Origin of the sequence: Leptospira yanagawae serovar Saopaulo str. Sao Paulo = ATCC 700523, from assembly GCF_000332475.2 — a bacterium.
Lineage (GTDB): Bacteria > Spirochaetota > Leptospiria > Leptospirales > Leptospiraceae > Leptospira_A > Leptospira_A yanagawae.
Genome location: NZ_AOGX02000024.1, coordinates 277,199 through 300,800 on the forward strand (window position 1 = coordinate 277,199; position 23,602 = coordinate 300,800).

The 23,602-nt window shown below is 41.0% G+C and carries 19 protein-coding genes and 2 tRNA genes; 7 read left to right on the forward strand and 14 right to left on the reverse strand.

The window, feature by feature from the left end; translation table 11 throughout:
• Positions 1-95: 95 nt before the first annotated feature.
• From rpoC to LEP1GSC202_RS13085, 10 genes are all read right to left on the reverse strand, one after another.
• On the reverse strand, positions 96-4,397 hold the full coding sequence (gene rpoC / locus LEP1GSC202_RS13040) for a DNA-directed RNA polymerase subunit beta' (RefSeq protein WP_015677975.1): 4,302 nt from the start codon (positions 4,395-4,397) through the stop codon (positions 96-98).
• Between the two features lie 14 nt (positions 4,398-4,411).
• Positions 4,412-8,098 (reverse strand): DNA-directed RNA polymerase subunit beta, encoded by a 3,687-nt coding sequence (gene rpoB, locus LEP1GSC202_RS13045; RefSeq protein ID WP_015678105.1) that lies wholly within the window; start codon positions 8,096-8,098, stop codon positions 4,412-4,414.
• 125 nt (positions 8,099-8,223) lie between these two features.
• Entirely contained in the window at positions 8,224-8,607 is a 384-nt protein-coding gene (gene rplL, locus LEP1GSC202_RS13050) for a 50S ribosomal protein L7/L12 (RefSeq protein WP_012388946.1), read from the reverse strand.
• Positions 8,608-8,642: 35 nt separating this feature from the next.
• Complete coding sequence (gene rplJ, locus LEP1GSC202_RS13055; protein ID WP_015678331.1) at positions 8,643-9,176, reverse strand: 50S ribosomal protein L10; 534 nt, start codon at positions 9,174-9,176, stop codon at positions 8,643-8,645.
• A 12-nt stretch (positions 9,177-9,188) separates the two neighbouring features.
• A complete protein-coding gene (rplA, locus tag LEP1GSC202_RS13060) occupies positions 9,189-9,881 on the reverse strand; it encodes a 50S ribosomal protein L1 (protein ID WP_015678195.1) in 693 nt (230 codons plus the stop codon).
• A gap of 25 nt (positions 9,882-9,906) precedes the next feature.
• Entirely contained in the window at positions 9,907-10,332 is a 426-nt protein-coding gene (rplK, locus tag LEP1GSC202_RS13065; RefSeq protein WP_012388949.1) for a 50S ribosomal protein L11, read from the reverse strand.
• Between the two features lie 39 nt (positions 10,333-10,371).
• Positions 10,372-10,926, reverse strand: coding sequence for a transcription termination/antitermination protein NusG (gene nusG / locus LEP1GSC202_RS13070; RefSeq protein WP_012388950.1), 555 nt, complete (start codon positions 10,924-10,926; stop codon positions 10,372-10,374).
• A gap of 8 nt (positions 10,927-10,934) precedes the next feature.
• Positions 10,935-11,123 (reverse strand): preprotein translocase subunit SecE, encoded by a 189-nt coding sequence (gene secE, locus LEP1GSC202_RS13075; RefSeq protein ID WP_002973751.1) that lies wholly within the window; start codon positions 11,121-11,123, stop codon positions 10,935-10,937.
• Between the two features lie 39 nt (positions 11,124-11,162).
• Positions 11,163-11,236: transfer RNA gene (locus LEP1GSC202_RS13080), tRNA-Trp, on the reverse strand.
• 5 nt (positions 11,237-11,241) lie between these two features.
• Positions 11,242-11,313, reverse strand: a tRNA-Thr gene (locus LEP1GSC202_RS13085).
• Between the two features lie 213 nt (positions 11,314-11,526).
• Here LEP1GSC202_RS13085 and LEP1GSC202_RS13090 point away from each other — a divergent pair.
• The 3 genes from LEP1GSC202_RS13090 (at position 11,527) to LEP1GSC202_RS13100 (ending at position 13,519) form a co-directional block, all read left to right on the forward strand.
• Positions 11,527-12,219, forward strand: a complete 693-nt coding sequence (locus LEP1GSC202_RS13090) for a hypothetical protein (protein ID WP_015678376.1) — start codon at positions 11,527-11,529, stop codon at positions 12,217-12,219.
• Between the two features lie 73 nt (positions 12,220-12,292).
• Positions 12,293-13,060, forward strand: coding sequence for an SDR family NAD(P)-dependent oxidoreductase (locus tag LEP1GSC202_RS13095; RefSeq protein WP_015678133.1), 768 nt, complete (start codon positions 12,293-12,295; stop codon positions 13,058-13,060).
• Between the two features lie 159 nt (positions 13,061-13,219).
• Positions 13,220-13,519 (forward strand): ArsR/SmtB family transcription factor, encoded by a 300-nt coding sequence (locus LEP1GSC202_RS13100; protein ID WP_015677962.1) that lies wholly within the window; start codon positions 13,220-13,222, stop codon positions 13,517-13,519.
• Between the two features lie 3 nt (positions 13,520-13,522).
• Here the strand turns inward: LEP1GSC202_RS13100 and rfaD are convergent, their stop codons facing one another.
• Together rfaD and LEP1GSC202_RS13110 are read right to left on the reverse strand one after the other, a co-directional pair.
• Positions 13,523-14,494, reverse strand: a complete 972-nt coding sequence (gene rfaD, locus LEP1GSC202_RS13105) for an ADP-glyceromanno-heptose 6-epimerase (protein ID WP_015678111.1) — start codon at positions 14,492-14,494, stop codon at positions 13,523-13,525.
• Between the two features lie 168 nt (positions 14,495-14,662).
• On the reverse strand, positions 14,663-16,435 hold the full coding sequence (locus LEP1GSC202_RS13110) for a UbiD family decarboxylase (RefSeq protein ID WP_015678224.1): 1,773 nt from the start codon (positions 16,433-16,435) through the stop codon (positions 14,663-14,665).
• A 53-nt stretch (positions 16,436-16,488) separates the two neighbouring features.
• Here LEP1GSC202_RS13110 and LEP1GSC202_RS13115 point away from each other — a divergent pair, with 53 nt between their 5' ends.
• The gene (locus LEP1GSC202_RS13115) at positions 16,489-18,030 is read left to right on the forward strand and encodes a phosphatase domain-containing protein (RefSeq protein WP_015678398.1); all 1,542 of its coding nucleotides are present in this window, start codon (positions 16,489-16,491) and stop codon (positions 18,028-18,030) included.
• 63 nt (positions 18,031-18,093) lie between these two features.
• Here LEP1GSC202_RS13115 and LEP1GSC202_RS13120 read toward each other — a convergent pair whose 3' ends face one another.
• Complete coding sequence (locus tag LEP1GSC202_RS13120; RefSeq protein WP_015678063.1) at positions 18,094-19,122, reverse strand: glycosyltransferase family 2 protein; 1,029 nt, start codon at positions 19,120-19,122, stop codon at positions 18,094-18,096.
• A 100-nt stretch (positions 19,123-19,222) separates the two neighbouring features.
• On the reverse strand, positions 19,223-20,716 hold the full coding sequence (locus LEP1GSC202_RS13125; RefSeq protein ID WP_015678385.1) for a hypothetical protein: 1,494 nt from the start codon (positions 20,714-20,716) through the stop codon (positions 19,223-19,225).
• 489 nt (positions 20,717-21,205) lie between these two features.
• Here LEP1GSC202_RS13125 and LEP1GSC202_RS13135 point away from each other — a divergent pair, with 489 nt between their 5' ends.
• Genes LEP1GSC202_RS13135 through LEP1GSC202_RS13145 form a run of 3 tightly spaced genes read left to right on the forward strand, consistent with a single transcriptional unit; the run spans position 21,206 to position 23,526 of the window.
• On the forward strand, positions 21,206-22,426 hold the full coding sequence (locus tag LEP1GSC202_RS13135; protein WP_208597407.1) for a hypothetical protein: 1,221 nt from the start codon (positions 21,206-21,208) through the stop codon (positions 22,424-22,426).
• 33 nt (positions 22,427-22,459) lie between these two features.
• Positions 22,460-22,726 carry a transposase gene (locus LEP1GSC202_RS13140; protein WP_015675631.1) on the forward strand — a complete coding sequence of 89 codons (267 nt, stop codon included), beginning with the start codon at positions 22,460-22,462 and terminating at the stop codon, positions 22,724-22,726.
• Positions 22,723-23,526, forward strand: coding sequence for an IS3 family transposase (locus LEP1GSC202_RS13145; protein WP_015675630.1), 804 nt, complete (start codon positions 22,723-22,725; stop codon positions 23,524-23,526). Before LEP1GSC202_RS13140 ends, LEP1GSC202_RS13145 begins: the two co-directional genes overlap by 4 nt.
• Positions 23,527-23,602 lie beyond the last annotated feature (76 nt).

The following is a 23,602-nucleotide window of genomic DNA, read 5'->3' on the forward strand; positions in this document are numbered from 1 at the left end:
AAAATTCCAGACAAGGACATTTTGTAAACGAAAACATGATTTTTGTCCCTAGAAACCATCCAATTTGGATGATTTCTAGAAGATTTCCTTAATGACTAATCGTCATCGTCCTCATCATCAGAATCATCTGATTCTTCTTCCAACTCATCTTCATCTTCGTCTTCTTCCGCCACAAGTCTTGAGAGTGTGGCAGTTGAAACTGGAGCTGCTTCTGAGAGTTCAGAAAGTTCTTCTTCCTCTTCTTCTGATTCAAGGTCCCAATCCAAGTCCCCAGGGAGTTCTTTGAAAACTTCAATGTCACGGTATTTTTTCATACCAGTTCCCGCAGGGATCATGTGACCAATGATGACGTTTTCTTTGAGGCCCATTAGGTTGTCTGTTTTTCCTTTGATCGCCGCATCCGTTAGAACCTTTGTTGTTTCTTGGAACGATGCTGCCGAGAAATAAGACTCAGTGTTAAGAGATGCTTTGGTCAAACCAAGAAGCACTGGAGTTCCTTGTGCAGGAGATCCCCCCTCTTTTTCCACTCGGTCGTTTTCTTCATCAAATAGGAATTTATCCACTTGTTGTTGGTTCACAAAGGATGTGTCCCCACTATCTGTGATGATCACCTTACGAAGCATTTGGCGGACCACAACTTCGATGTGTTTATCATTGATATGAACCCCTTGCAAACGGTATACCTCTTGCACTTCGGATACTAAGTATTCATGGAGTGCATTTGGTCCCTTAATGGTAAGGATATCATGTGGGTCAAAGTTTCCTTCATCCAACTGGTCACCTCGTTTTACGAAGTCACCTTGGCGAACACGGATTTGTTTTCCGATTGGGATCGCCACTTTTACCTTCTCTTGTTCTGGTGAATCAGGTAGGATATAGAGGATTCGTTTTTCTTTTACGATTTCCCCTTTGTCTTCGATTTTACCATCGATTTCAGCGAGTGTGCAGGCGTCTTTTGGACGGCGTGCTTCAAAAAGTTCGTCTACCCTTGGAAGACCACCCGTGATATCACGAGTTTTTTCAGCCACAGATGGGATTTTGAAGATCACATCCCCTTCTCTGACTTTGTCTCCATTTTGGAATTGGAGGAGTGCATCCACAGGTACGGAATACCCATCCGAACCAATAATGACTTTAGGAACAAGACGGTCTTTTTTCTGCTCTACCACTTTGAGGATGATATTGGAAGTTTTCGGATCCACATCACGACGGACGTTTTTACCAATTTCCAAATCTTCCCATTGAATGGTTCCCGCAGTTTCCGAAACAGCCACTTCATTGTATGGGTCAAACTCAGCGAGTGCTTTGTTTTCTTCTACAATTTGGCCTTCTTCTGCTTTTAAGATGGTTCCGATTTTTACGGGAATCACAATGTCATCACCGAGAATGCGTAGTGTGGTTCCCACAAGTGATACAACACCCGCTTGGTCGGATGTGATGCGTTGTTCAGTGGATTCACCCACTTGCGTTGCAAACACTTCCCCTTTTTCCAAACGTTGTCCGTCCACAATCCTCACACTCGATAGAGATTCTGTGTTGAACTCTTGGATGAGTCGGTTTACGATAATGGTTCCGCGACGAGCAAACACTTTTGCTCCATTTGCATTGGTCACCAAACGACCGTTAATGGATTTTACAAGAGATCTAAATGGAACTTTATGTTCTTTCTCTTGGATCGTTGCAGAAGCCGCACCACCCACGTGGAAGGTTCTCATGGTAAGCTGAGTTCCTGGTTGGCCGATCGATTGAGCCGCAATGGTTCCCACTGCTTCCCCAATCTCTGCAGGAACTAGGCGTGCCATATCCATACCATAACATTTTGTACAAATTCCATGGCGGGAACGGCAAGTCAGAGGTGATCTCACTTTGATTTTATCATAACCAAGGTTTTCAATTTGTTGGCCAAGTGCTCTTGTGATGAGGGTATCTTTTGGAAATACGACTTTCTCAGTCACAGGGTCCACTAGGTCTTCTGCAGTGTAACGACCGAACACTCTGTCCGCAAGGGAAACAATGACGTTCTCACCTTCTTTTACGATACCGAGAGTGATGTTTGCTTTGGTTCCACAATCATCTTCCGAAACAATTACGTCCTGAGAAATATCCACAAGACGACGAGTGAGGTAACCGGCATCGGCAGTTTTTAACGCTGTATCCGCAAGACCTTTCCTCGCACCATGTGTAGAGATAAAAAATTCTAAGACCCCAAGGCCTTCACGGAAGTTGGAACGAATCGCAAGTTCAATGATTTCCCCAGACGGTTTCGCCATAAGTCCCCGCATCCCTGCAAGCTGGCGGATCTGTTGTTTGGATCCACGTGCACCAGAAGCTGCCATGACGTATACCGGGTTAAACCCAGCTTGGTCTTTTTCAAGTTCCTTAAACATCCCTTCGGTAATGCGGTCATTGGTTTTGGTCCAAATCTCAATTACCTTTTTACGACGTTCTTCGTTTGTGATGATCCCTTTACGATACTCCATATCCGCTTTTTCTACTTCTTTGTTGGCATCATTCACAAGTCCCTCTTTTTGTGGGGATACTCGGATGTCATCAATTGAGATCGTAGGAGCAAATACAGTTGCGTAACGGTAACCAAGTCGTTTGATTTCATCGAGCATCACAACAGTGATCCCAGGTCCAAACTTCTCGTAAACGTCTGCAATGATTTTGTTTGTTTCTTTGTCACCGAGGGTTCTGTTGATGTAGACATACCCTTTTGGCATCACTTGGTTGAAGATAAGCCTTCCCGGTGTGGTTTCGATGATTTTCCCTTCGTGTAAAACAGAGATTTTGGAGCGAATCTCAACCGTTTTTGTTTCAATCGCATACATCACCTCTTCAAGCCCTGTGAAGAATTTTCCTTCTCCCTTCGCGTCTTTTACTTCAGACGTGAGGTAATAAATTCCAAGAACGATATCTTGTGTTGGTCCACAAATTGGCTGTCCATTTGCTGGGTTTAATATGTTATGCGGTGATAACATTAACATCCAAGTTTCGAGCTGTGCTTTTGGCGCGAGCGGAACGTGGATCGCCATTTGGTCACCGTCAAAGTCAGCGTTAAACGCATGGCATACGAGTGGGTGGAGTTTGATTGCCTTTCCTTCTACAAGGACTGGTAAAAATGCTTGGATACCAAGTCTATGAAGAGTCGGAGCACGGTTGAGTAGGACTGGGTGTTCTTTGACGACTGTTTCCAATACATCAAAAACTTCTTTGTCTTCTGCTTCGATTTTTTTCTTCGCAGACTTGATGTTTGGTGCAAGTTCCAAATCCACAAGGCGTTTCATGATGAATGGTTTGAATAGTTCCAAAGCCATTTTTTTTGGAAGACCCATTTGGTGGTACTTAAGTTCAGGACCCACGACGATAACGGAACGACCCGAGTAATCCACACGTTTCCCAAGTAGGTTTTGGCGGAAACGACCTTGTTTTCCTTTGAGCATGTCAGAAATCGATTTCAATGGACGATTTCCTTTTCCTTTTACGGTACGTTTGCGACGGCTGTTATCAAAAAGAGCATCGACTGCTTCTTGTAACATACGTTTTTCGTTTCGTACAATGATCTCAGGCGCTTTGAGTGCAAGGAGTCGTTTCAAACGGTTGTTACGGTTGATCACACGGCGGTACAAATCGTTTAGGTCGGAGGTAGCAAAACGTCCTCCTTCCAACTGCACCATCGGACGAAGTTCTGGTGGGATCACTGGAACGACATCTAGAACCATCCATTCAGGACGGTTTCCCGAATCACGGAAGGCTTCAAGAACTTCAAGGCGTTTGAAAATACGTTTGTCGGAGATTTTGTTTTTATCTTGGATCTTTTGGCGGATCACACGAGCTTCTGCATCGACGTCGATACGTGCGAGCAGTTCTTTGATGGCGTCCCCACCAATCCCTGCGATAAACTTATCACCGTATTCATCTAAATAATTATGGTATTCATCTTCATCGATGAGTTCCCCTCTGTTCCTTCCGGAATCAGCTGGGTCAATGATCACATACTTCTCAAAGTAAAGGACACTTTTGAGTTGGTTTATCGTCATATCAAGAAGGAGTCCCATACGAGATGGAACCGAACGGTAGTACCAAATATGCGAAACAGGTGCCGCCAGTTCAATATGGCCCATTCTTTCGCGACGCACTTTGGAGTGAGTTACCTCAACGCCACATTTGTCGCAAACCACTCCCTTATAACGGATGGATTTGAATTTACCGCAGTAACATTCCCAATCCTTTGTGGTTCCGAAGATTTTTTCACAGAAAAGACCATCGCGTTCCGGTTTTAGGGTACGGTAGTTGATCGTTTCTGGTTTTTTCACTTCCCCGAAAGACCACTCTTTGATCCGCTCGGGTGAAGCCAAACGGATCGTAATCGATTCGAAACTATTGTAATTTCTCATACTTTTTCCCTTCCCTACACGTTTTCGATGGTCTCGAATTTGATTTTCTTTTTGTTTTTCGAGAATTCATCTTCGTAATCAGAGATATCCACTTCCAATCCTTCGGAGTCTTTGATGATGATGTCAAGTGCCAGACCTCTAAGTTCTTGAACAAGAACGTTGAATGATTCTGGAATCCCTGGTTTGATCGAGTGGATTCCTTTGACAATCGCTTCGTAAATTCTCGCACGACCGAGCATATCATCCGACTTGATCGTGAGTAACTCTTGTAAGGTGTGTGATGCACCATAAGCCTCAAGAGCCCAAACTTCCATCTCACCGAGCCTTTGTCCCCCGAACTGCGCTTTACCACCGAGTGGTTGTTGCGTAACGAGTGAGTAAGGACCAGTGGACCTTGCGTGGATTTTGTCATCCACCAAGTGAGCCAGTTTCAACATATAAATGTATCCACAGAATACTTGGTTGATGAATTTTTCGCCCGTTCTTCCGTCGTATAACTGAAATTTGCTGTTTTCTGGTAATCCTGCTTTTTTGCAGAACTCATGAACGTCCCCTTCAGATGCTCCGTCAAACACAGGCGTTTCAAAATTGATTCCTAGTTTTTTCGCAGCGAAACCAAGTTGGGTTTCAAAAATCTGACCGAGGTTCATACGAGAAGGAACCCCAAGAGGGTTTAGGACGATATCAACCGGAGTTCCATCTTCCATGTATGGCATATCTTCTTGTGCCATCACACGTGCAACTACCCCTTTGTTACCGTGACGTCCCGCCATCTTATCACCCACGAGGAGTTTCCGTTTACGAGCAACATACACTTTCACCATTTCTTCCACGCCAGCAGCGAGTTCATCGCCTGTCTCACGGGAATAACGTTTGATATCGATCACAGTTCCTTCAAAACCATTTGGCATACGAAGAGAAGAATCTCTCACTTCTTTTGCCTTCTCTCCAAAAATGGAGTGTAATAATTTATACTCTGGTGTGAGGTCGGTTTCTCCTTTTGGAGTCACCATACCCACAAGGATGTCACCTGGTTTCACTTCCGCACCGATCCGGATCACACCTGACTCATCCAAATCACGGAACGCTTTGTCCGAAAGGTTTGGAATGTCACGAGTGATTTGTTCTTGCCCAAGTTTGGTTTCCCGAGCTTGGATTTCGAACTCTTCAATGTGGATCGAAGAGAAAACATCATCTTTGATGATGCGTTCTGAAATCAAAATCGCATCTTCGAAGTTGTATCCTTCCCAAGGCATAAATGCCACAAGAACGTTTCTCCCAAGAGCCAAGTAACCAGCGTCAGTGGATGGACCGTTTGCAAGGACAGTTCCTTTTTGCAGGATTTGTCCAAACTCACCGTATTTTTCCCCTTTGATGATTTGACCCGCAACAGGAGCACCCACTCCAATTTCCTGCCCTTCTTTGACAACAGCGAGGAATTGTACTTCCTCGGAGAGGTGGAGTTCATGGATTTCTTTTTCTCCATTGGGAGAAGTCACTTCAATGCGTTCTTTGGAAACCTTACTCACCTTACCACCAGTTGTGGTGTGTAACATGGATACGTTTGGTTTTTGGTTAAAACAAGTACCTTGGTTGGTTTTTTTGAATTTAATGAGTGGGTAGTGGACAATCTCTTTGGATTGGTCTTCTTTGATCCAAACACCAGTCGCATCCACTTTGGAAACCACTCCATCTTTTTTGGCAACGATACAAACCCCTGCGTCATAAGCCGCACGAGCTTCCATACCAGTTCCCACAAATGGAGCTTCTTCCGTAAGAAGAGGCACTGCTTGGCGTTGCATGTTGGAACCCATGAGCGCGCGGTTCGCGTCATCATGCTCAAGGAATGGGATGAGGGCCGTCGAAACGGACACCACTTGTAAAGGAGCAAGATCCATGTATTGGATCTCAGATGGGCTACGGAAAGGGAAATCCCCTCTATGGCGCGTGGAGATGAGTTTGGAAGTGAATTCTCCCTTTTCATCCACAGCCGAACTTGACTGTGCCATGTAGTGGTATTCTTCTTTATCTGCAGTTAGGTATTCGACTTGTTTTTGGACCTTTCCGTTTTTCACAAGGCGGTATGGAGTTTCAATGAACCCATAGTCATTCACACGTGCAAAACTAGACATGGAAAGGATGAGACCAATGTTTGGACCTTCCGGTGTTTCAATTGGGCACATACGACCATAGTGAGAATAATGAACGTCACGAACCTCAAAACCTGCTCGGTCACGAGAAAGACCTCCTGGTCCAAGAGCGTTTAACCTACGTTTGTGCGTTAGTTCCGCCAATGGATTGGTTTGGTCCATAAACTGAGATAGTTGCGAAGATCCAAAAAACTCATTGATCACAGCTGTGATTGGTTTGATGGAAATAAGAAGCTGCGGAGTTTGTTGTTCCGGTTCTTGAACGGTCATCCTTTCTTTGATGACTCGTTCCACTCTTGAGAATCCAAGTTTCAATTGGTTGGCAATGAGTTCTCCTACCGAACGGATCCTTCTGTTTCCTAAGTGGTCAATGTCGTCAGGGTAGTAGTTTTCCGCTTCCGACATGAGCATCACAAGGTAACGAACGGTTTCGATGATGTCTTGTTTTCTTAAAACGCGATCATCTGCTTTTGAGAATTCTTTTGGATTGTTGAATTCAAATTTGCTATTGATTTTGTAACGGCCAACCACTCCCAAATCAAATGTTTTGTGGGAGAAAAAGAGTCGTTTTAGTTCCGCTTCTGCGTTTTCAATCGTAGAAGGTTCCCCTGGTCTCATAATGGTATGAAACTTTTTCACAGCATCTTCGTAGTCGTTGACACCGTCTTTTTCTAAGCAGTTGATGAGAACTGGATTGTCTTTTCCTTTTGGAAATTCGATGACATCCACTTCCTTCACCTTCATTTCACGAAGGATGGAGATATTGTCTTCGTTGATTTTAGAACCAGCATCGAGCATTACCTCGCCTGTTTCCATATTGATGATATCAGCGATGGTTCGACGGCCAATGAGACGTTTGAGGTCTTTTGGATTGGCACCAGCGATTTTCATTTTGGATGAACCGTAGAAGAGGCGTAATACTTCTTCGTTGGTTCCCATACCCATTGCTTTTACAAGTAAGGTAGCTGGGAATTTTTTCTTACGGTCAATTTTGGCAACGAGGATCCCTTTGTTGTCCATTTCGAATTCCAACCAAGAACCTCGGTATGGAATCACTCGAGCGGAAAAGGTATCTCGCACTTGGTCATAAGAAAAGAAAATACCAGGAGATCTGTGCAACTGGCTTACCACTACCCTTTCGGCACCATTGATGATGAAAGTTCCGTGGTCAGTCATCACAGGAAGGTCACCCATATAGACAACTTGTTCGCGGATTTCGCCCGTGTCTTTGATGATGAGTCGGATGACTGCTTTTAGTGGAACCGCATAAGAAGAATCAGTGTCTTTACATTCTTGGGGATCGCGTTTCGGCTCACCCAAAACATAATGGCCATATTCCATGACCATATCGTTGTTTGGTGATTCAATTGGGAAGGATTCGCGGAATACCGCTTCCAACCCTTGGTTCAATCGTTTCGTCGGATCTTTCACTTCCGACTGGAGGAACCAATCAAAGGATTTTTTCTGTACGTAGATAAGATTAGGAAGTAAATTGAGGTCGGTAATTTTACCGAAATTTACCCGGTTTCTAATTTGCATTCGGGTATGCATGGAATACTCTCCCTAGAGACGTCAAAATAATAGATGGTATGATAAACGAAAAAATAGAGGTGGGGACGCCTACGGCCTCCCTGCCTCTAAGTTTTTGAAGACTGGGTTTAAAAATTGGCAACCGATTAACCGGCAGCAGCAACTTCTACTTGAGCCCCAACACCTTCGAGTTTTTTCTTAATATCAGCAGCTTCGTCTTTAGAAACCCCTTCTTTCACTGATTTTCCACCAGCTTCTACAAGAGTTTTCGCATCTGCCAATCCAAGACCAGTGATTTCGCGAACGAGTTTAATAACGTCGATCTTTTTGTCACCGTGTGCTTTCAAGATAACATTGAAAGTTGCTGGTTCTTCAGCAGCAGCAGCGCCACCACCTGCACCCGCAACAGCCGCTACCGCAACCGGTGCAGCAGCAGAAATCCCGAATTTCTCCTCCATCTTTTTCACTAGGTCAGCAGCCTGAACTAATGTAAGACTTCCAATTTGTTCTAATAGCGCGTCAACAGACATCTATATTCTCCTTATCCTACTAATCACTATGATTACTATTTGCCGTTTTTCTCGGCTACAGCATTGATGGCGCGTGCCAATGATGCCATGATTTGATTGATTCCAGAAGCAATTTGCGTTGCAGGAGCATTGATCCCACGAGCCACTTGCGCAAGAAGTTCTTGTTTGGACGGAAGTCCAGCAATCGCTTCTACTCCAGACTTACCCAAAACCTCACCGTCCATATAGCCAGTTTTGATTTCGAGTTCCTTCTTATCTTTTGCAAAGTCCTTACATACTTTTGCTACTGCTGGAAGTGCATCCAGAGAGAAAATCGCTGCAAGTGGTCCTTTGTAAACATCTCCAAAGTCAATGGAGTTGTTTTTATGTTCAGAAGACTCTTTTAATGCACGGAGGAAAAGGTTGTTTTTGATTACCTTCATCTCCGATCCTTCCTTGCGAAGTTTCGCACGAAGGTTGGACATATCTTCAACAGTTAAACCGCTGTAAGATGCTAAAATAAAGTTAGGTCGTTTTTCCAAACGACTCTTTAGTTCAGATACTGCTTCAATTTTAGATGGATTTGCCATGTTTCTTACTCGTTATATGTTCGCGTTTACTAGTTCTTTTACATCGACTTTGACGCCGATTCCCATAGTCGCTGCTACTGAGAAAGACTTGAGGTAATCACCTTTCGCATCGGAAGGTTTGTCTTTCATAAGAGCCGCAACAACAGCATTGATGTTGTCAGAAAGTTTGTCGTCAGAGAAGGAACATTTCCCTACTCCTAAATGAACCACTCCCCCTTTGTCAGGGCGGTATTCAATTCGACCAGCTTTCAATTCTTTCACTGCTTTTGATACATCAGTAGTCACTGTTCCCGCTTTTGGTTTTGGCATAAGGCCTTTACGACCAAGAACTGGTCCAAGTTTACCCACTTCCTTCATCATATCAGGTGTCGCCACACAAGCATCAAAATCAGTCCAACCACCAGATACTTTCTCGATTAAGTCCATATCACCGACGAAATCAGCACCAGCCTCTCTCGCTTCGTTTTGTTTGTCTCCTTTGCAGAAAACCAAAACTTTGATGGTTTTTCCTGTTCCGTGTGGAAGAGAAATTGTCCCTCTTACGTTTTGAAGAGATTTATAATTGATTTTTGTCGAGATCTCTAAAGTTCCGTCGAACTTTGAGTAACTGGTCGCTTTCGCTAAACCGACTGCCTCACCAAGGGTATAAACCTTTGTGCGATCGACTTTTTCTTTGAGTTGGATGTACTTTTTGCCGCGTTTCATGACTTCGGTTCCCGTTTCTTTATGATTACTCGACGTTAACACCCATGGAACGGCATGTTCCAGCAATGATCTTCACTGCTGCATCCATATCGTTTGCATTGAGGTCTTCCATCTTCGTTTTTGCAATTTCTTCTAGTTGTGCGCGTTTGATTGTACCCACTTTCACAGTATGTGGAGTGGCAGACCCACCTTGGAGTCCAAGTGCCTTCATGACAAGAAGTGCAGCAGGAGGAGATTTTGTGACGAATGTAAAACTTCTATCAGAATAAACAGTGATCACCACCGGGAGTTTGAGTCCCATTTGGTTTTTAGATCTCTCGTTGAACTGTTTACAAAATTCCATAATATTGAGTCCGGCCTGACCAAGTGCAGGTCCTACCGGAGGAGCCGGGTTTGCTTTCCCTGCTTCTACTTGGAGTTTAATTTGTTTTACTACTTTCTTTGCAGCCATCTCGTTTCAAGTTCCTTACTAAAAGTCAATCTATCAGTTCTATTGTTCCGATTTTACTTGGAGGTAATCCAACTCCACTGGAGTGGATCTTCCGAAAATTTCGACTCGGACACGAAGCCTTCCCTTATCAGGAAAGATTTCATCTACGAGGCCTGTGAAATTAGCAAACGGACCATCTATAATTTTTAATGTCTCACCCACTTTGAAAAGGAAACGTGGTCTCGAAACTTCTTCCGATTCAACATTTCCAACATCACTGAAGAGATTTTTAATCTCATCAAGAGAAAGTGGTTCCGGACCTTTTCCTTTTCCACCTACAAACGTAGACACGGAAGGTAAGTTCTGGATTTTAAACCGAAGGTCATCGGTCATATTCATCTCAACAAGAACATAACCCGGCATGAGTTTTTTCTTTGTGACCTTTTTTTTGCCGTTTTTCATTTCGGCAACTTCCATTGAAGGAATTTTCACTGAAAAGATTTGGTCTTCCAGTTTTTGTTGTTGGACCATCTTCTCAATGTTTGTCTTCACCTTATTCTCGTGACCGGAATAAGTCTGAAGCACATACCATTTTTTATCTAAAGAATCGCCCACTTCCCTACCTATGTTCCTAATGCCCAGAACCACTTTAACAGTTTCAAGAATACAAAATCCGAAGCTGATAAAAATAGGGAAAAGATAAATACTGTAACTAGGACTACAACGGTAGAACTCACCACTTCTTGGCGCGTTGGCCAATGTACTTTTTCAAGTTCTGCTTTACATTCCTGAATGAAACTCGTAGCTTTCATTGATCCTTGTCCTGTTCTCTAATTCTATATTCCGTAGTTTGGCAGGGCTGGAGAGAATCGAACTCCCACCAAGGACTTTGGAGATCCTAGTTCTACCATTAAACTACAGCCCTAAACAAGCCCTCTACCAGGCTTGAACTGGCGACCCCTTCCTTACCATGGAAGTGCTCTACCACTGAGCTAAGAGGGCAAACGTTTCCCACCCAAGCGCGGGTTTCCAAGCGAGGCTAGGTTTTTTACACTATTTTAAATGAGGCTCATTGGTCAATGGAAAATGAGTTTATTTCCTGGAATTGATGAAAAAACAGGAAAAATGGTGAATTTCCCTTGTGATTTTAGTTGTGGATTTCCCGGTTCGATAATAGAACCATGTGGGAAACACCCACCGCATAAGGAATGATTCGTGGCGAAACCGTTTATAGAATTAGAAGCACAAATTCCCGATTTAGTAAAGGCAAAATCTAAAATTGTCGTCCGCTCTTCTCGGATGAATCGCCAACTCGAACAGTATGTGCTGGGACTCATCACGAACATTTTACTCGAAGTGGGCCAGTCCCAATTTGTGGAGATGCTGTATACGATCTCCAAAGAACTTACGATCAACGGAATCAAAGCCAACCAAAAACGAGTTTTCTTTGAAGACGAAGGTCTTGATATCACAGACGAAACTGACTATTTCAAAGGGATCAAAGAGTATTCCAAAAAGTTTTCGGAAAAAATGGCAGATGAATATGGAAAACGATGCCTTGCCCGTGGAGTGTATGTGCAAATCAAATTCCATTACGGTTTGGATGGCCTCCTTGTGGAAGTGACAAACAACACCCCCGTGATCAAAACCGAAGAAGTTCGGATGCGAGAAAAAATGAAAAAGTCCATGGGTTATAATGACATCGCTGAATTTTATATGGACAATATGGACAATACGGAGGGTGCAGGACTTGGAATTGCCCTCATCATGATCCTACTCAAAAACGAAGGAGTAGATCCCAATTTATTTCGAATCATCACCCACGAAGATAGAACTGTTGCAAGAGTTGAAATCCCATTTAACGACAATTATGTGTCGTTTCGTAGTGCGGAACTTGCAGAGATTTAATTCGTTTTTCACCCTCCCCTAATGATTTAGTTTTGTATCGACCTAGGTTCCACTGTTTTTGAAACTGGTGGACATGGAACTAAAAGGTGCAAACATTCTTGTCACTGGCTCTGCTGGTGGACTCGGAAAGGCAATGGCTTACCGATTGGGTAAGTCAGGTGCCAATATCATTCTCTCAGACATCCAAAAAGATTTATTGGACGAAACCGTCTCCCTCTTTCAAAAAGAAGGGATCAAAACCAAAGGCATTGTTGCCAATGTGGCCAAAGAAGAAGACTGTATCCGACTTATGGACGAAGCAGCCGCTTTCCAAGGAAGCCTAGATGTTGCCATTTTGAACGCTGGGATTTTACGTGATGGGCTCCTTGTCCGAGTCGACAAAGAAACTGGCAAAGTGAAAGGAAAGATGGGCATCGACCAGTGGCAATCTGTCATCGATGTCAACTTAACGGGAGTCTTCTTAACAGGTAGAGAAGCTGCTGCCAAAATGGTGGAACAAAAAAAGGGTGTCATCATCCCCATTGCATCCATTGCCATGCACGGGAATTCAGGACAAACCAATTATAGTGCCGCAAAAGCGGGTGTTGCCGCGATGACTGTCACTTGGTCCAAAGAACTTGCCAAGTATGGAATCCGCGTGGCGGGAATTGCTCCAGGGTTTATCGGAACCGAGATGGTTTTAAAAGACATGAACCCAGAAGCACTCGCAAAATGGAAATCCATCATCCCAGTGGGAAGACTTGGAGAACCAGATGAAATTGCTTCCACTGCAGAATTCATCATCATGAATGATTTAGTCACGGGAGTGGTATTAGAAATTTCAGGTGGAGTACGAATCTAACTTCGATTAAATCTTTTTTGCCTCTTTTTATAGCAGAGGAGGCAAAAAATTTTTTGATATATTGCTCAGTCAATTGATCATTTTTTTGATCCCAAGTAAATTTTTCGTATGTAATTTGAGGATGCTTTCGTCATAAGGATATAACGGAAATCCTTACCGATGAAAATAAAAACAGAACTTTCGAAACAACAATTGGAACAAGCGATTAAAGGTATTCAAGGCATTGCCCACCCAATTCGTTTGCTCATCCTTTACACTTTGGCCAAAGAAGAAAAAACCGTTGGCGAACTTGTTGAACTATTAGGAACCAGCCAATCAGCTGCCTCACAACACTTAAGCAAAATGAAAAACAATGGTATCTTGGAATCGAGAAAATCTTCGAACCAAGTGTTCTATCGTTTGAAAGATGCCAAGTTTAAGGACCTCATCCAAACCATTGTAAAAGTGTATAAAAAGTAAGCATTATTTCGCTTCGAGTTCTAAGAGGCGAACATATTCCTGAATAGCATCCTGGAGGTTTGTAAAACCAAAGGGATAACCTACTTTGGTTAATTTGTCCATGTCTGCGCAGGTATAGTATTGGTATTTGCCTTTAAGAGAATCTGGCATATCCACATACTCAATGTTTACTTGTGTTTTCATGGCTTGGAAGAGTGCGGAAGCCAAATCATTCCACGTTTCCGCCATTCCCCTGCCCACATTGTACAATCCGTACTTCCGTTCACTGAGTAAATAAATGCTAATCTTACTTGCATCTTTTACATAGAGGAAATCACGTTTTTGTTCCCCATCTTTGTATTCTGGTTTGTATGATTTAAAAAGTTTGAGTTTTCCTGTATCTCGGATTTGTTCATATCCTTTGAGAACTAAACTTCTCATCTCTCCCTTATGAGCTTCTCCATATCCGAACACATTAAAGTATTTTAGGCCAACGAGTTTGTCTGCAATCTTTGTTTTTTTGGCATACAAATCAAAAAGATGTTTGGAATACCCGTACATATTGAGTGGTTTTAAATTTTCGATGGGAGCTTTGTCGTCATAACCAAATTCCCCTTCTCCATAGGTAGCTGCACTTGATGCATATAAAAAAGGAATGTTCCTTCCGACGGCAAATTCTGCCAGTTTTCTCGTATAATGGAAGTTATTTTCCATTAAATAAGAGGCATCTTTTTCTGTGGTAGCAGAACAAGCACCTAGGTGGTAGATCTCTGAAATTTCTGAAAGGATGGGATGACCCGAATCCAAAAAAGATGCAAACTGGTTTTTTTCATAATAGTCTGAAAAAAAATTCCTCTGGAGGTTTTTCCATTTTTCGGATGTTCCCAAATGGTCTACGACTAAGATGTCCGTATTTCCATTATGATTTAGATCTTCAATGATTTGTGAGCCGATAAGACCCGCACCGCCAGTGACTAAGGTGAGTTTTTTTGCCATTTCTCTGATGATACTTTTTTTTTAAGAGATTCTATCTATCAACTTTTCTCTTCGATTTTGGAAAAGATTTATCTATGCAAGGGAACTTCATTCCTTTCAGACAAAACCAAAAAGGTGATCGCATTTCCGTGCATACGAAAAAACGAAAAAGAATCCCCCAAAAACCGTTCATAAAGAATCTATCCATTTTCCAAATCGTTCGTCCACCAACTTCACAGTTTCAGGAAGTGGATTTAAAACTTCAGGGATCCATGGTTTCATACGGCAGTCAAAAACGATGGGAACTTGGTAGGAGATATGATTCCGAATGGTCTCTGTCCTAGCATACACATCAGAAGCAGGTTCCATTCTGGTGAACATCGTCCAAATGAAATCAGAATCTGTTTTTACAGCATCTTCCGAATCATCTACTAAAAATACGTAAGAAAAATTTCCTAAGTCTTCAGAAAGTAAAACTTCCGCCAAACGATCATTTGGTTGAAATTCCGACCCTTTCACAACAAGAACACCAGGTAAAAATACTTTCGGATTTTCGAATCGTTTGTCATTCAACCTGCCATTGAATTCTTTGGGAAGGTTTGCATTGGTTATGGGTTTATTTGGATCCGTGATCCCCATCCACAAAAGTTTACTCCCCTTGTTCACGGTGCCGCTAGTATAGTCGAGTGTGTCTTGGCTGATATTGCTAAAAATAAAAAAATCAGTGCGCGGATCTGATCTTTCTGTGATCACGCGAAATGTTTCTGAAAAGTTTTTTAAGTTCACTTGTTCGTTCGTCACAAGCAAACACTTTGTCAGGGAAAGTTGCCCTTCTCCTAAAATCCGAAGGGCTCCCATAAACGCTTCGCGGAAGTAACGTTCCTTAACAATGGCAGCAGCAAGAGAATGGACACCTGATTCTTCATAAGCCCAAACCCCAAGCACTTGTGGCATCACCAGAGGAAACATAGGGGATAATAAATCTTGTAAGAACTCGGCAATGTAATGGTCTTCTTGTGGTGGCCTTCCCACAACAGTTGCCGCCCATATGGCATCCTTTCTGTGTAGGATGTGTGAAAGTTCTAAATAAGGATACTCATGTTGTAAGGAATAATAACCGTAATGGTCACCAAATGGTCCTTCTGGCCTACGTAATTTGGGTGGGATGGAACCAATCAATGCAAAATCCGCATCAGCCACAATGGGATACGGTGAGACCATTTTGTCATTTTTTATCCTGAGTTTTTCACCCATGAGAAACGAAGCAAATACAAGTTCTGGAATTTCTTCCGGTAAGGGTGCAACCGCAGCAATGGTCAAGGCAGGTGGCCCTCCAATGTACACATGGGCAGGCAGGGATCGATTCTCTTTTTCTGCTTCGTAATAGTGGAATCCACCTCCCCTATGGATTTGGATGTGCATCCCCACTGTTTTTTCACCAAACAGTTGCACACGATACATCCCTAAATTCCCTGTCCCAGACTTAGGATGCTCTGTATACACAAGAGGTAGGGTAACAAAGGGACCGCCATCTTTTGGCCAAGAGACAAGCTTTGGAAGCTCACCGACACTTCCAAGGCTCCCTTGGAGGATGGGTGCTCTCCTCACTTGTTTCAGTCCTACCTGGAAAGGCAAAAGGCCAAGTGAACGTTCTTTCCAAAGTTTGGAAAATTTAGGGGGAAAAATTTCTTTTGCAAGTTTGGCAAGCCTTGCGATGGTTTGGACCGGTTTTTCGCCGAATGCCAAATGGATTCGTTTTTCCGAACCATATAGGTTTGTTGCCACAGGGAATTTTGTCCCTTTGACATTGGTAAAAAGCAGTGCGGGTCCTTTTTTAGCGACAACTCGCCTTTGGATTTCTGCTAATTCTAAATTGGGATCAACCAAGTCGGAAATAACACGAAGCTCTCCCTCCTTTTGCAAAAGTTGGACAAAATCGTTCGTAGATCGTAGTGATGGCATAAAAAGGAATAGACGGCTCCTCGTTTTCTTAGACGCTTAAGGGCATAAATTCTATGTCCCAAGAACCAAATACTTCACAACCCATCATTACCGATATCAAAAGAATCGCTGTCTGCGGTGGCTCTCTCGGCAGAGAACGTAGGTCCTATGTACGTGGGCAGGTCGTTGATGTAGGGATCACGGATCTCATGAAGGCTGATGGACTTTGGGATCTCATGACAGGTTTATTCAAAGGGGATGAAACGAAAATCACTCCTTTTCTCGATTTTTCTCTGGCACCTGTCAGAAAACCAGTTTTGAAATTAGAGGTTTCAGACAATTCAGGGAAACTCATTTACACATCAGGAAAAATAAAAGCAGATGAGGACGGCTTTTTTTCCTGTGAGATCCGAGACAAACTCCCCGTTGGCTTTCATGATTTCCAAGTGATCTTAGAAGGCCTTGATAGTTTCCGCCAATATTCGAAAGACCTCGCCCATTTGAATGCAACGGAAGATTCTATCCTTGGAAAAACCACGATTGTTGGAAAAGGGAAACTCCGAATTTTACCAGAAGAATACCAAGGCATTGTTGTCACATCGGACATTGACCAAACCTATTTAGCCACAGACATCCATTCTGGAAAAGGAAAGTTCTCTGCTCTATTTGAAACACCTAACCAAAAACAAGCGCTTCCTGGAATGCCGGAATTGTACAGAGAACTAAGGATTGCGACAAACAATTCTCCATTAGCGTTTATATCCGCGAGTCCTCATTTTTTTAGAAGGACAATGCTTGCAACCATTGCCAAAGACAATATCCAAATTGAATCCTTACATTTAAAATACTTGGAAGGTACGATTAAGGGAGTTTTTGATAAAGTCATTGATACCATTTTCAATCCAATTGAGTTTCTGCAAAATGGGTTTAAACCTGCTTGGTCTCGCACAAAAAAATTCCTTGGTGCCTCCTACCAAAGTTTATTTGACCAAATGTCTTACAAACTTTCGATCCTTTTGTACGATCGTATTTACTTACCAACACAAACAAAAGAAATCCTTCTTGGTGATAACACAGAATCTGATTATATGATTTTTACACTTTACCAATTGATTTGTATGGGGAAAATTTCAGGTGACGAGTTAGAAGAATACCTCTACAAATTGAATTTTTTAGGAAGGGATGCGATCACAAGAGATGCAGCAAAAAAAATCCGATTGTATGCAGAAGAAATACAAAGGATCCATGGGCCAAAAAATCCAGTTGCCTTAACCATCATCAATCGAACAAGCCACGGTCCAAGTGAAAGCGATATGATCCAAAAAGTAAAAGAAGCTTTGCCTGAAGGAATGTATGAAGCAGAATTCGGCAAGAAACAAGCGTTTTACGGAACGGAAGGTGCAATGGGCATGGCCCTACTTTTGGAATCTTTTGGATTTCTAGATACCAACCAAATTTTATCAGTCATTGCAGGAATGATTGGGAAGGTATGGGAAGGAAAACTAGTAGATGAAACCTTTTTACTTGGTAAAATCGACGAGTTAACGTTACCAAAAGAAGTGGAAACAACAAGACAAAAGATCAAAGAAAGTTTGTCTTCGGCCTTTACAAGTTAAAGAAAACTCTTAATCAATAAACCTTTCTATTTCAAGAAAGACAAACCAATGCAACGGATAGGATTAAACTTTCTTTTTCTGTTTCGAAGGTGAAGGAATACCCTGTTTTCCTTTGGACAACCCACCTTCCATAAACTCAATCACATAGAGTGGTCTACCCTTCGATTCTTCAAAGATCCTCGCCACATACTCACCTAAAATTCCGATTGATATGAGGATCGAACCTCCGATGAGACAAATTAAAGTTACAATGGTGGCCCAACCAGGATTGTAGACAATTGGCATTTGCAAAATGAAATGTTGAAAGGCACGGTAAAGTGCATAAAGCCCTACACAAAAACCAATTAAGGCAACCAAAATCCCAAGTCCTAAACTGAATCGAAGTGGTAAGGGAGAAAAAGAAACGGCAGCGTTCATCGCTAATTTTAACATTTTTTGCAGCGGATATTTTGTTTCTCCCGCAACACGAGGGTCACGATTGTAATACACAGGGATTTGAGGGAAACCAATCCAAGCATTCATTCCTCTGAGGAAACGATGGTTTTCTCGTAATCGATTCAATGCATCCAAACACCTTCTTGATATCAAACGAAAATCACCTGAATCTAAAGGCAGATCTTTATGAACCAATACCTTCATTAAGCGATAAAAAGCCCAGGCTGTGATTTTTTTAAAAAAAGATTCACCTGACCTCGCAAGCCTTTGGCCATACACGACATCATAACCTTCTTCGTAGCGAGTTAACATCTCCAAAATCACTTCAGGAGGGTCTTGTAAATCTGCATCCATAATCACAACAGCATCCCCAAGTGCATGATCCATGCCTGCAGTAACAGCGATTTGGTGTCCAAAATTACGCGCAAGTGATATGACACGTACATTTTTATCTTCCTTTGCCCAATCCATAAGTCCAAGAATTGTGCGATCATTACTCCCATCATTGACCAAAAGGATTTCGGTATTGACCTTCAATTTCGGCACAACTTCTCTTAGACGTTCTTTCAAATGATCTAAAACTTCTTCCTCATTATAACAAGGAATGATCAGGGATAGGAGGTTTGGTTTTTTTCTAGGGACAAGGTAATAGTGCATAGATTAACGGGTCAGTTCCATACTTCGTATTCAAGAGAGAAAGACAATTGAAATCCAAAAAACAGTGAAAAAATTAGGCATTCAAATTCTAAAAGAAACTTCAAGGTTTCGGTTGGATCAATTTGATGATACTATCTTCAAAATGGATTTCCTGATTGGCCATTTCCAGTTTAGGGAACCGAGAAGGAGCAGTTTCAAATAATAAGAGAGTTGCTTCTTTTGATTCTTTTTCCACACAATGGTAGGATTTTGGCACTAAGAATAACCAAGGTTCTAACAAACAAACTTTTTTACCAATTCTGTTGAGCCTTGATGCAATTCCTAAAACCAAATTTCCTTGGGAAAAGTCTCTTTCATTCATCTCCCAATGCAAAATAAAACGATCATTTTGATCCATGAACAATGCCGAAATTTCTTTGACATGGAGGTTATGTTCTTTAGGGGGAACTTTCCCAAAGGATAACACTAAAAAAACAGTTGAGATCGTACTAAATGCAACCAAACCAAAATTCCATTTTGTAGGAATCTCCTTCCATGGGAAAAAGCGGAAACAAAGAAAGATTTGGAGTGCGATCACTGCGAAAAAATGCCAGAACAAATGAGGAACGATTGGTCCTTTCATTCGAAATAAGGTTAAAAGAGTAATCATTGTATAAATTGATGTGAAATTTCTTAATTTTACTGTAAAGGAATCCATTGGAAATCGTTTCCAATAAGGAAGTAACACAATGATTAAATATAAGAAAACCGCATAAGGAATTGAAACAATTTGCCCAAAGATAATATTCAAAAAATTGATCACTTCGAATGGTTTTTTATTCCCACCACCCTTTACTAAGTAGAGGAGAACATTCGAAATATTCCCAGGGAAATTAACAAAAAAATCTACAAGGACCGGCAACCAAACGATCAATAATACGAGAGAAGATAATCCTAAATGAAAACCCAATTGTTTCTTCTCATTCATTTCTCCATTCCTTTGCCATCGGTAGAAATGATAAACAATGAATAAAAAACCAATGCCAAATGGAACGGCACCCATGATATTCAGTTGGAAAAGGATTGAGCCTAACAAAAAGAAAATCGGTAAAAACATCCATTGTTTCTCAACCACTTTGATGATCGAGATGACATACAATAAAAAAGGACATACCATGACATAGGGAGTCCAGGTCTCAAAGAAAAATTGAAAACCTAAACTTTTGGTGACAAATAAAAAGAAAACAAAGAGTAAAATCCCTGAAAGATACGATTTGTATTGTTTTGCAATGAGGAAAAGGGAAACTCCAACGCAAGTGGCATTGAGTAAAAACGTCACGAATGCATATCGAGCGTATTCCGATTCAAAAAATAAAAAGACTGATTCCGCAAATGCCAAAAGGTAAAAATACATTGGTCCAGGATGATTAAACTGAAACCGTGAATAGGCTCCATAACCTAATTTGCCTCGCAGTATTTCCATAATTTGGAAATCATTGGCTGCCAAATCTGTTAAAAAGTAAAATTCCCCAAAAAAATTTGGTACGTTTAAACCATAAAAAACACATACCGATACGACAAAAAAGAATGAGACCTGTAATTCAGGTCTGTTCATAATCTTGAGAACACTTTGTTTCGTTAGAAAAATCAATTTTTTAGTCCCTTAATGGAGAAATAAACCGCGATGGATCGCGGAATTTTCGCTTTTTTTGTATGAGATTCCTCACCACTACCATTTATAAAAAAAAGGATCCATGTTAAAAAGAATAGCAAAAAACAGGATTGGAGAAGAACGTAGTTTTCAAAAATGTCAGCACCTTCTCGATTCTCAACTCTTACCCTAAGACAGGTTATATTCTTAGGCATCCAATTTCTCACTTTATCATTGATCCTTTTCATAACGCTGTCTTACATTTATACTGGCAATTTCCAAGTACCGACAAAACTAGTCCGCTATGCAAGTGTATTGTATTTATTTTTTGTTCTCTTTCAAAATAGGGAAATACCTCGTTTTCGATTTATTGCTATTTTTCTAGTTTACCTTTCGTTTACAAATCCAGTTCCATCATCCGACTTAATCCCAGCACGATTTATGCCCTTGTGGATGGACCAAACTAAGAATTTTGAATTCAAAGATTTATTGAATCAAATGATTCATAAAGAATATAGTCCTGAAGAATTTACTTCCTTAACCAGAGATTTTACCGATTTACCCCATAACATAGGAGGAAAAATTTTAGTTTTACCTTATTATTTGGTACCAGGCTCAAAGGAGTATTTACCTTCTTATCCTTGGACAGCTGGGAGTATCAATTTTTTGTTTGGAAAACTTTTTTCCATTCCTACTTCCTTATTGCCATTCGATCCAATTCACAAAGAATCTTCTATCTTATTCCTTTTACCAAAACTATACCAACTGGAAAAATTTACAGCAGCAGTTCTATCAACCTTATCTTCCTTTTTTTTGTTCTTAATGTTACAAAAAAAACCATTTTCGAAAACAAATTATGAATCCTTTCTTTATGTTCTTCTTTACTCATTTTGTACTTCCCATTTCTCCAATTCGTCGCAGGCACTCTGGCAACACACAGTAATAGAATTTTTCCTTTCTATATTATTGTATCTACTCTTCCATCAATCTCAAAATACCTTTAAATATATTTTAGTCGGAGTGATATCTGCGGCCTTAATCTACTCACGTCCAAGTTCCATTTTCTTATTATCCTTTCCAGCAATTTACATTTTGCAAAATTTCAGAGAATGGAAATGGAAACTTGTTTTTACCGGAACATTTTTTTGGCTTTCTCTTCTACTATTCGGATTGATTAATTATTATTATTATCATGATGTGATGGGAGGTTATAATCTTCATAAAAAGGCATATGCCTTGGCAGGTTATACTGATTTATTTTCCTATCCAATGATGAAAGGATTCTTAGGCCTAACTTTGAGTCCGGGATTTGGCTATTATATATTTTCACCTTTTTTAATATTCCCATTCCTTTTCTACCGGAAAATCGAAAATAAAACTCTATTGTTTCTATTGATCCTACCAGAACTTTTGATTTTACTTTTTTATTCAAAGTATGTCTTCTGGGAAGGCGGCCATTCTTATGGAAGTAGATTTCTGACAGATATCAATCTATATTCCATCCTAACTTTCTCCCTGTTACCATTAGATGTTTATAAAAAAAGATTAATAAAATATATCTTAATAATACTAATCATTCTTTCAATTGGAATCCAATACTATGGAACCAACCAAAAAGAATTCGTATCTATTTGGAACAGTGACCTGCTCCCCAAAAACTGCACCGATATTTAAGTTAGTTTTCTCCGATATTAAGGAGAGAGCATTATGGCAAGAAAGAAGATAGAAGAAAGCGAGATTTTTCGGATATTAAAGGAAGCAGAAACAGGTATTCCAATCAAGGAACTTTCACGAAAATACGGAATCACTGAACAAACATTTTATCGCTGGCGTAACAAGTATGGAGGAATGGAGCTTAGCGAAATCAAGAAGATGAAGGCACTCGAGCAGGAAAATTCAAATCTCAAAAGATTGGTAGCTGACATGGCTCTCGAAATCCAAGCAATTAAGAATGTTTTGGGAAAAAAGTTTTGAGCAGATCAACGAAGGAGAGAGCAGTTGATCTGCTAGTTGAAGAGGGACTTTCTCTAAACAGAAGCCTAGATGTTGTTCTTCTTCCTAAATCAAGTTATTATTATCAGCCGAAAGCTATTGATGAAGAGACAATGAACGAAATTCGAAGACTTGCTTTTCGATGGAAACGGGAAGGCTATCGACGAATTTACCGAAGGTTAAGAAGGTCGGGTAGGACAATCAATCATAAGAAAGTATATCGACTATATTGCTTAGAAGGGCTTAAAATAAGGACAAAACCGAAGCGAAAGAAAAGAAATGCATCATCACAGCAACTACCATTGCCTAAGAATTCAAACGAAGTTTGGTCAATGGACTTTGTTTTCGAACGGACGATTGATGGAAGAAAGCAAAGAATTTTAACAGGTATTGATCATTTAACAAGAGAGAATACCATACTTCAGGCAGAGTTTACTTTTTCGTCAGAAAAGTTGATCAGATATTTAAACACCCTCGAAAGACTTCCAAGAGCATTTGTTTTGGATAATGGAACAGAATTTACATCCAAAGACTTCCAGAAATGGGCAGAAGATAAGGGGATAGAAATTCACTTTATTGAAAAAGGAAAACCAACACAAAATGCATTTATAGAAAGTTTCAATGGTAAACTTAGAGATGAGTGTTTGAATCTACACTACTTTAAAAATCAAAGAGAGTTAACCGATGCTTTGCGAATTTTCCAAAAGGAATACAACGACGAGCGTCTTCACTCTTCATTGAATTACTTGACTCCTTCAGAGTTTAAGCGATCTTATGGTTGAAATGTTTAGAGAAAACTAACTTATCCATTGGTACTGAAAATGGGGGCAGGTCAACAGTTGCAGATATACATCCAAT

Excerpts from the sequence above, each read along its gene's own strand:
- LEP1GSC202_RS13100 (WP_015677962.1), top strand. The coding sequence starts at position 13,220 with ATGAAAATAAAAACAGAACTTTCGAAACAACAATTGGAACAAGCGATT.
- rplA (WP_015678195.1), bottom strand. The coding sequence starts at position 9,881 with ATGAAACGCGGCAAAAAGTACATCCAACTCAAAGAAAAAGTCGATCGC.
- secE (WP_002973751.1), bottom strand. The coding sequence starts at position 11,123 with ATGAAAGCTACGAGTTTCATTCAGGAATGTAAAGCAGAACTTGAAAAA.
- rplJ (WP_015678331.1), bottom strand. The coding sequence starts at position 9,176 with ATGGCAAATCCATCTAAAATTGAAGCAGTATCTGAACTAAAGAGTCGT.
- rpoB (WP_015678105.1), bottom strand. The coding sequence starts at position 8,098 with ATGCATACCCGAATGCAAATTAGAAACCGGGTAAATTTCGGTAAAATT.
- LEP1GSC202_RS13125 (WP_015678385.1), bottom strand. The coding sequence starts at position 20,716 with ATGAACAGACCTGAATTACAGGTCTCATTCTTTTTTGTCGTATCGGTA.
- LEP1GSC202_RS13110 (WP_015678224.1), bottom strand. The coding sequence starts at position 16,435 with ATGCCATCACTACGATCTACGAACGATTTTGTCCAACTTTTGCAAAAG.
- LEP1GSC202_RS13140 (WP_015675631.1), top strand. The coding sequence starts at position 22,460 with ATGGCAAGAAAGAAGATAGAAGAAAGCGAGATTTTTCGGATATTAAAG.
- rplL (WP_012388946.1), bottom strand. The coding sequence starts at position 8,607 with ATGTCTGTTGACGCGCTATTAGAACAAATTGGAAGTCTTACATTAGTT.
- LEP1GSC202_RS13095 (WP_015678133.1), top strand. The coding sequence starts at position 12,293 with ATGGAACTAAAAGGTGCAAACATTCTTGTCACTGGCTCTGCTGGTGGA.
- LEP1GSC202_RS13120 (WP_015678063.1), bottom strand. The coding sequence starts at position 19,122 with ATGCACTATTACCTTGTCCCTAGAAAAAAACCAAACCTCCTATCCCTG.
- rfaD (WP_015678111.1), bottom strand. The coding sequence starts at position 14,494 with ATGGCAAAAAAACTCACCTTAGTCACTGGCGGTGCGGGTCTTATCGGC.
- LEP1GSC202_RS13135 (WP_208597407.1), top strand. The coding sequence starts at position 21,206 with ATGGACCAAACTAAGAATTTTGAATTCAAAGATTTATTGAATCAAATG.
- rplK (WP_012388949.1), bottom strand. The coding sequence starts at position 10,332 with ATGGCTGCAAAGAAAGTAGTAAAACAAATTAAACTCCAAGTAGAAGCA.
- LEP1GSC202_RS13115 (WP_015678398.1), top strand. The coding sequence starts at position 16,489 with ATGTCCCAAGAACCAAATACTTCACAACCCATCATTACCGATATCAAA.
- rpoC (WP_015677975.1), bottom strand. The coding sequence starts at position 4,397 with ATGAGAAATTACAATAGTTTCGAATCGATTACGATCCGTTTGGCTTCA.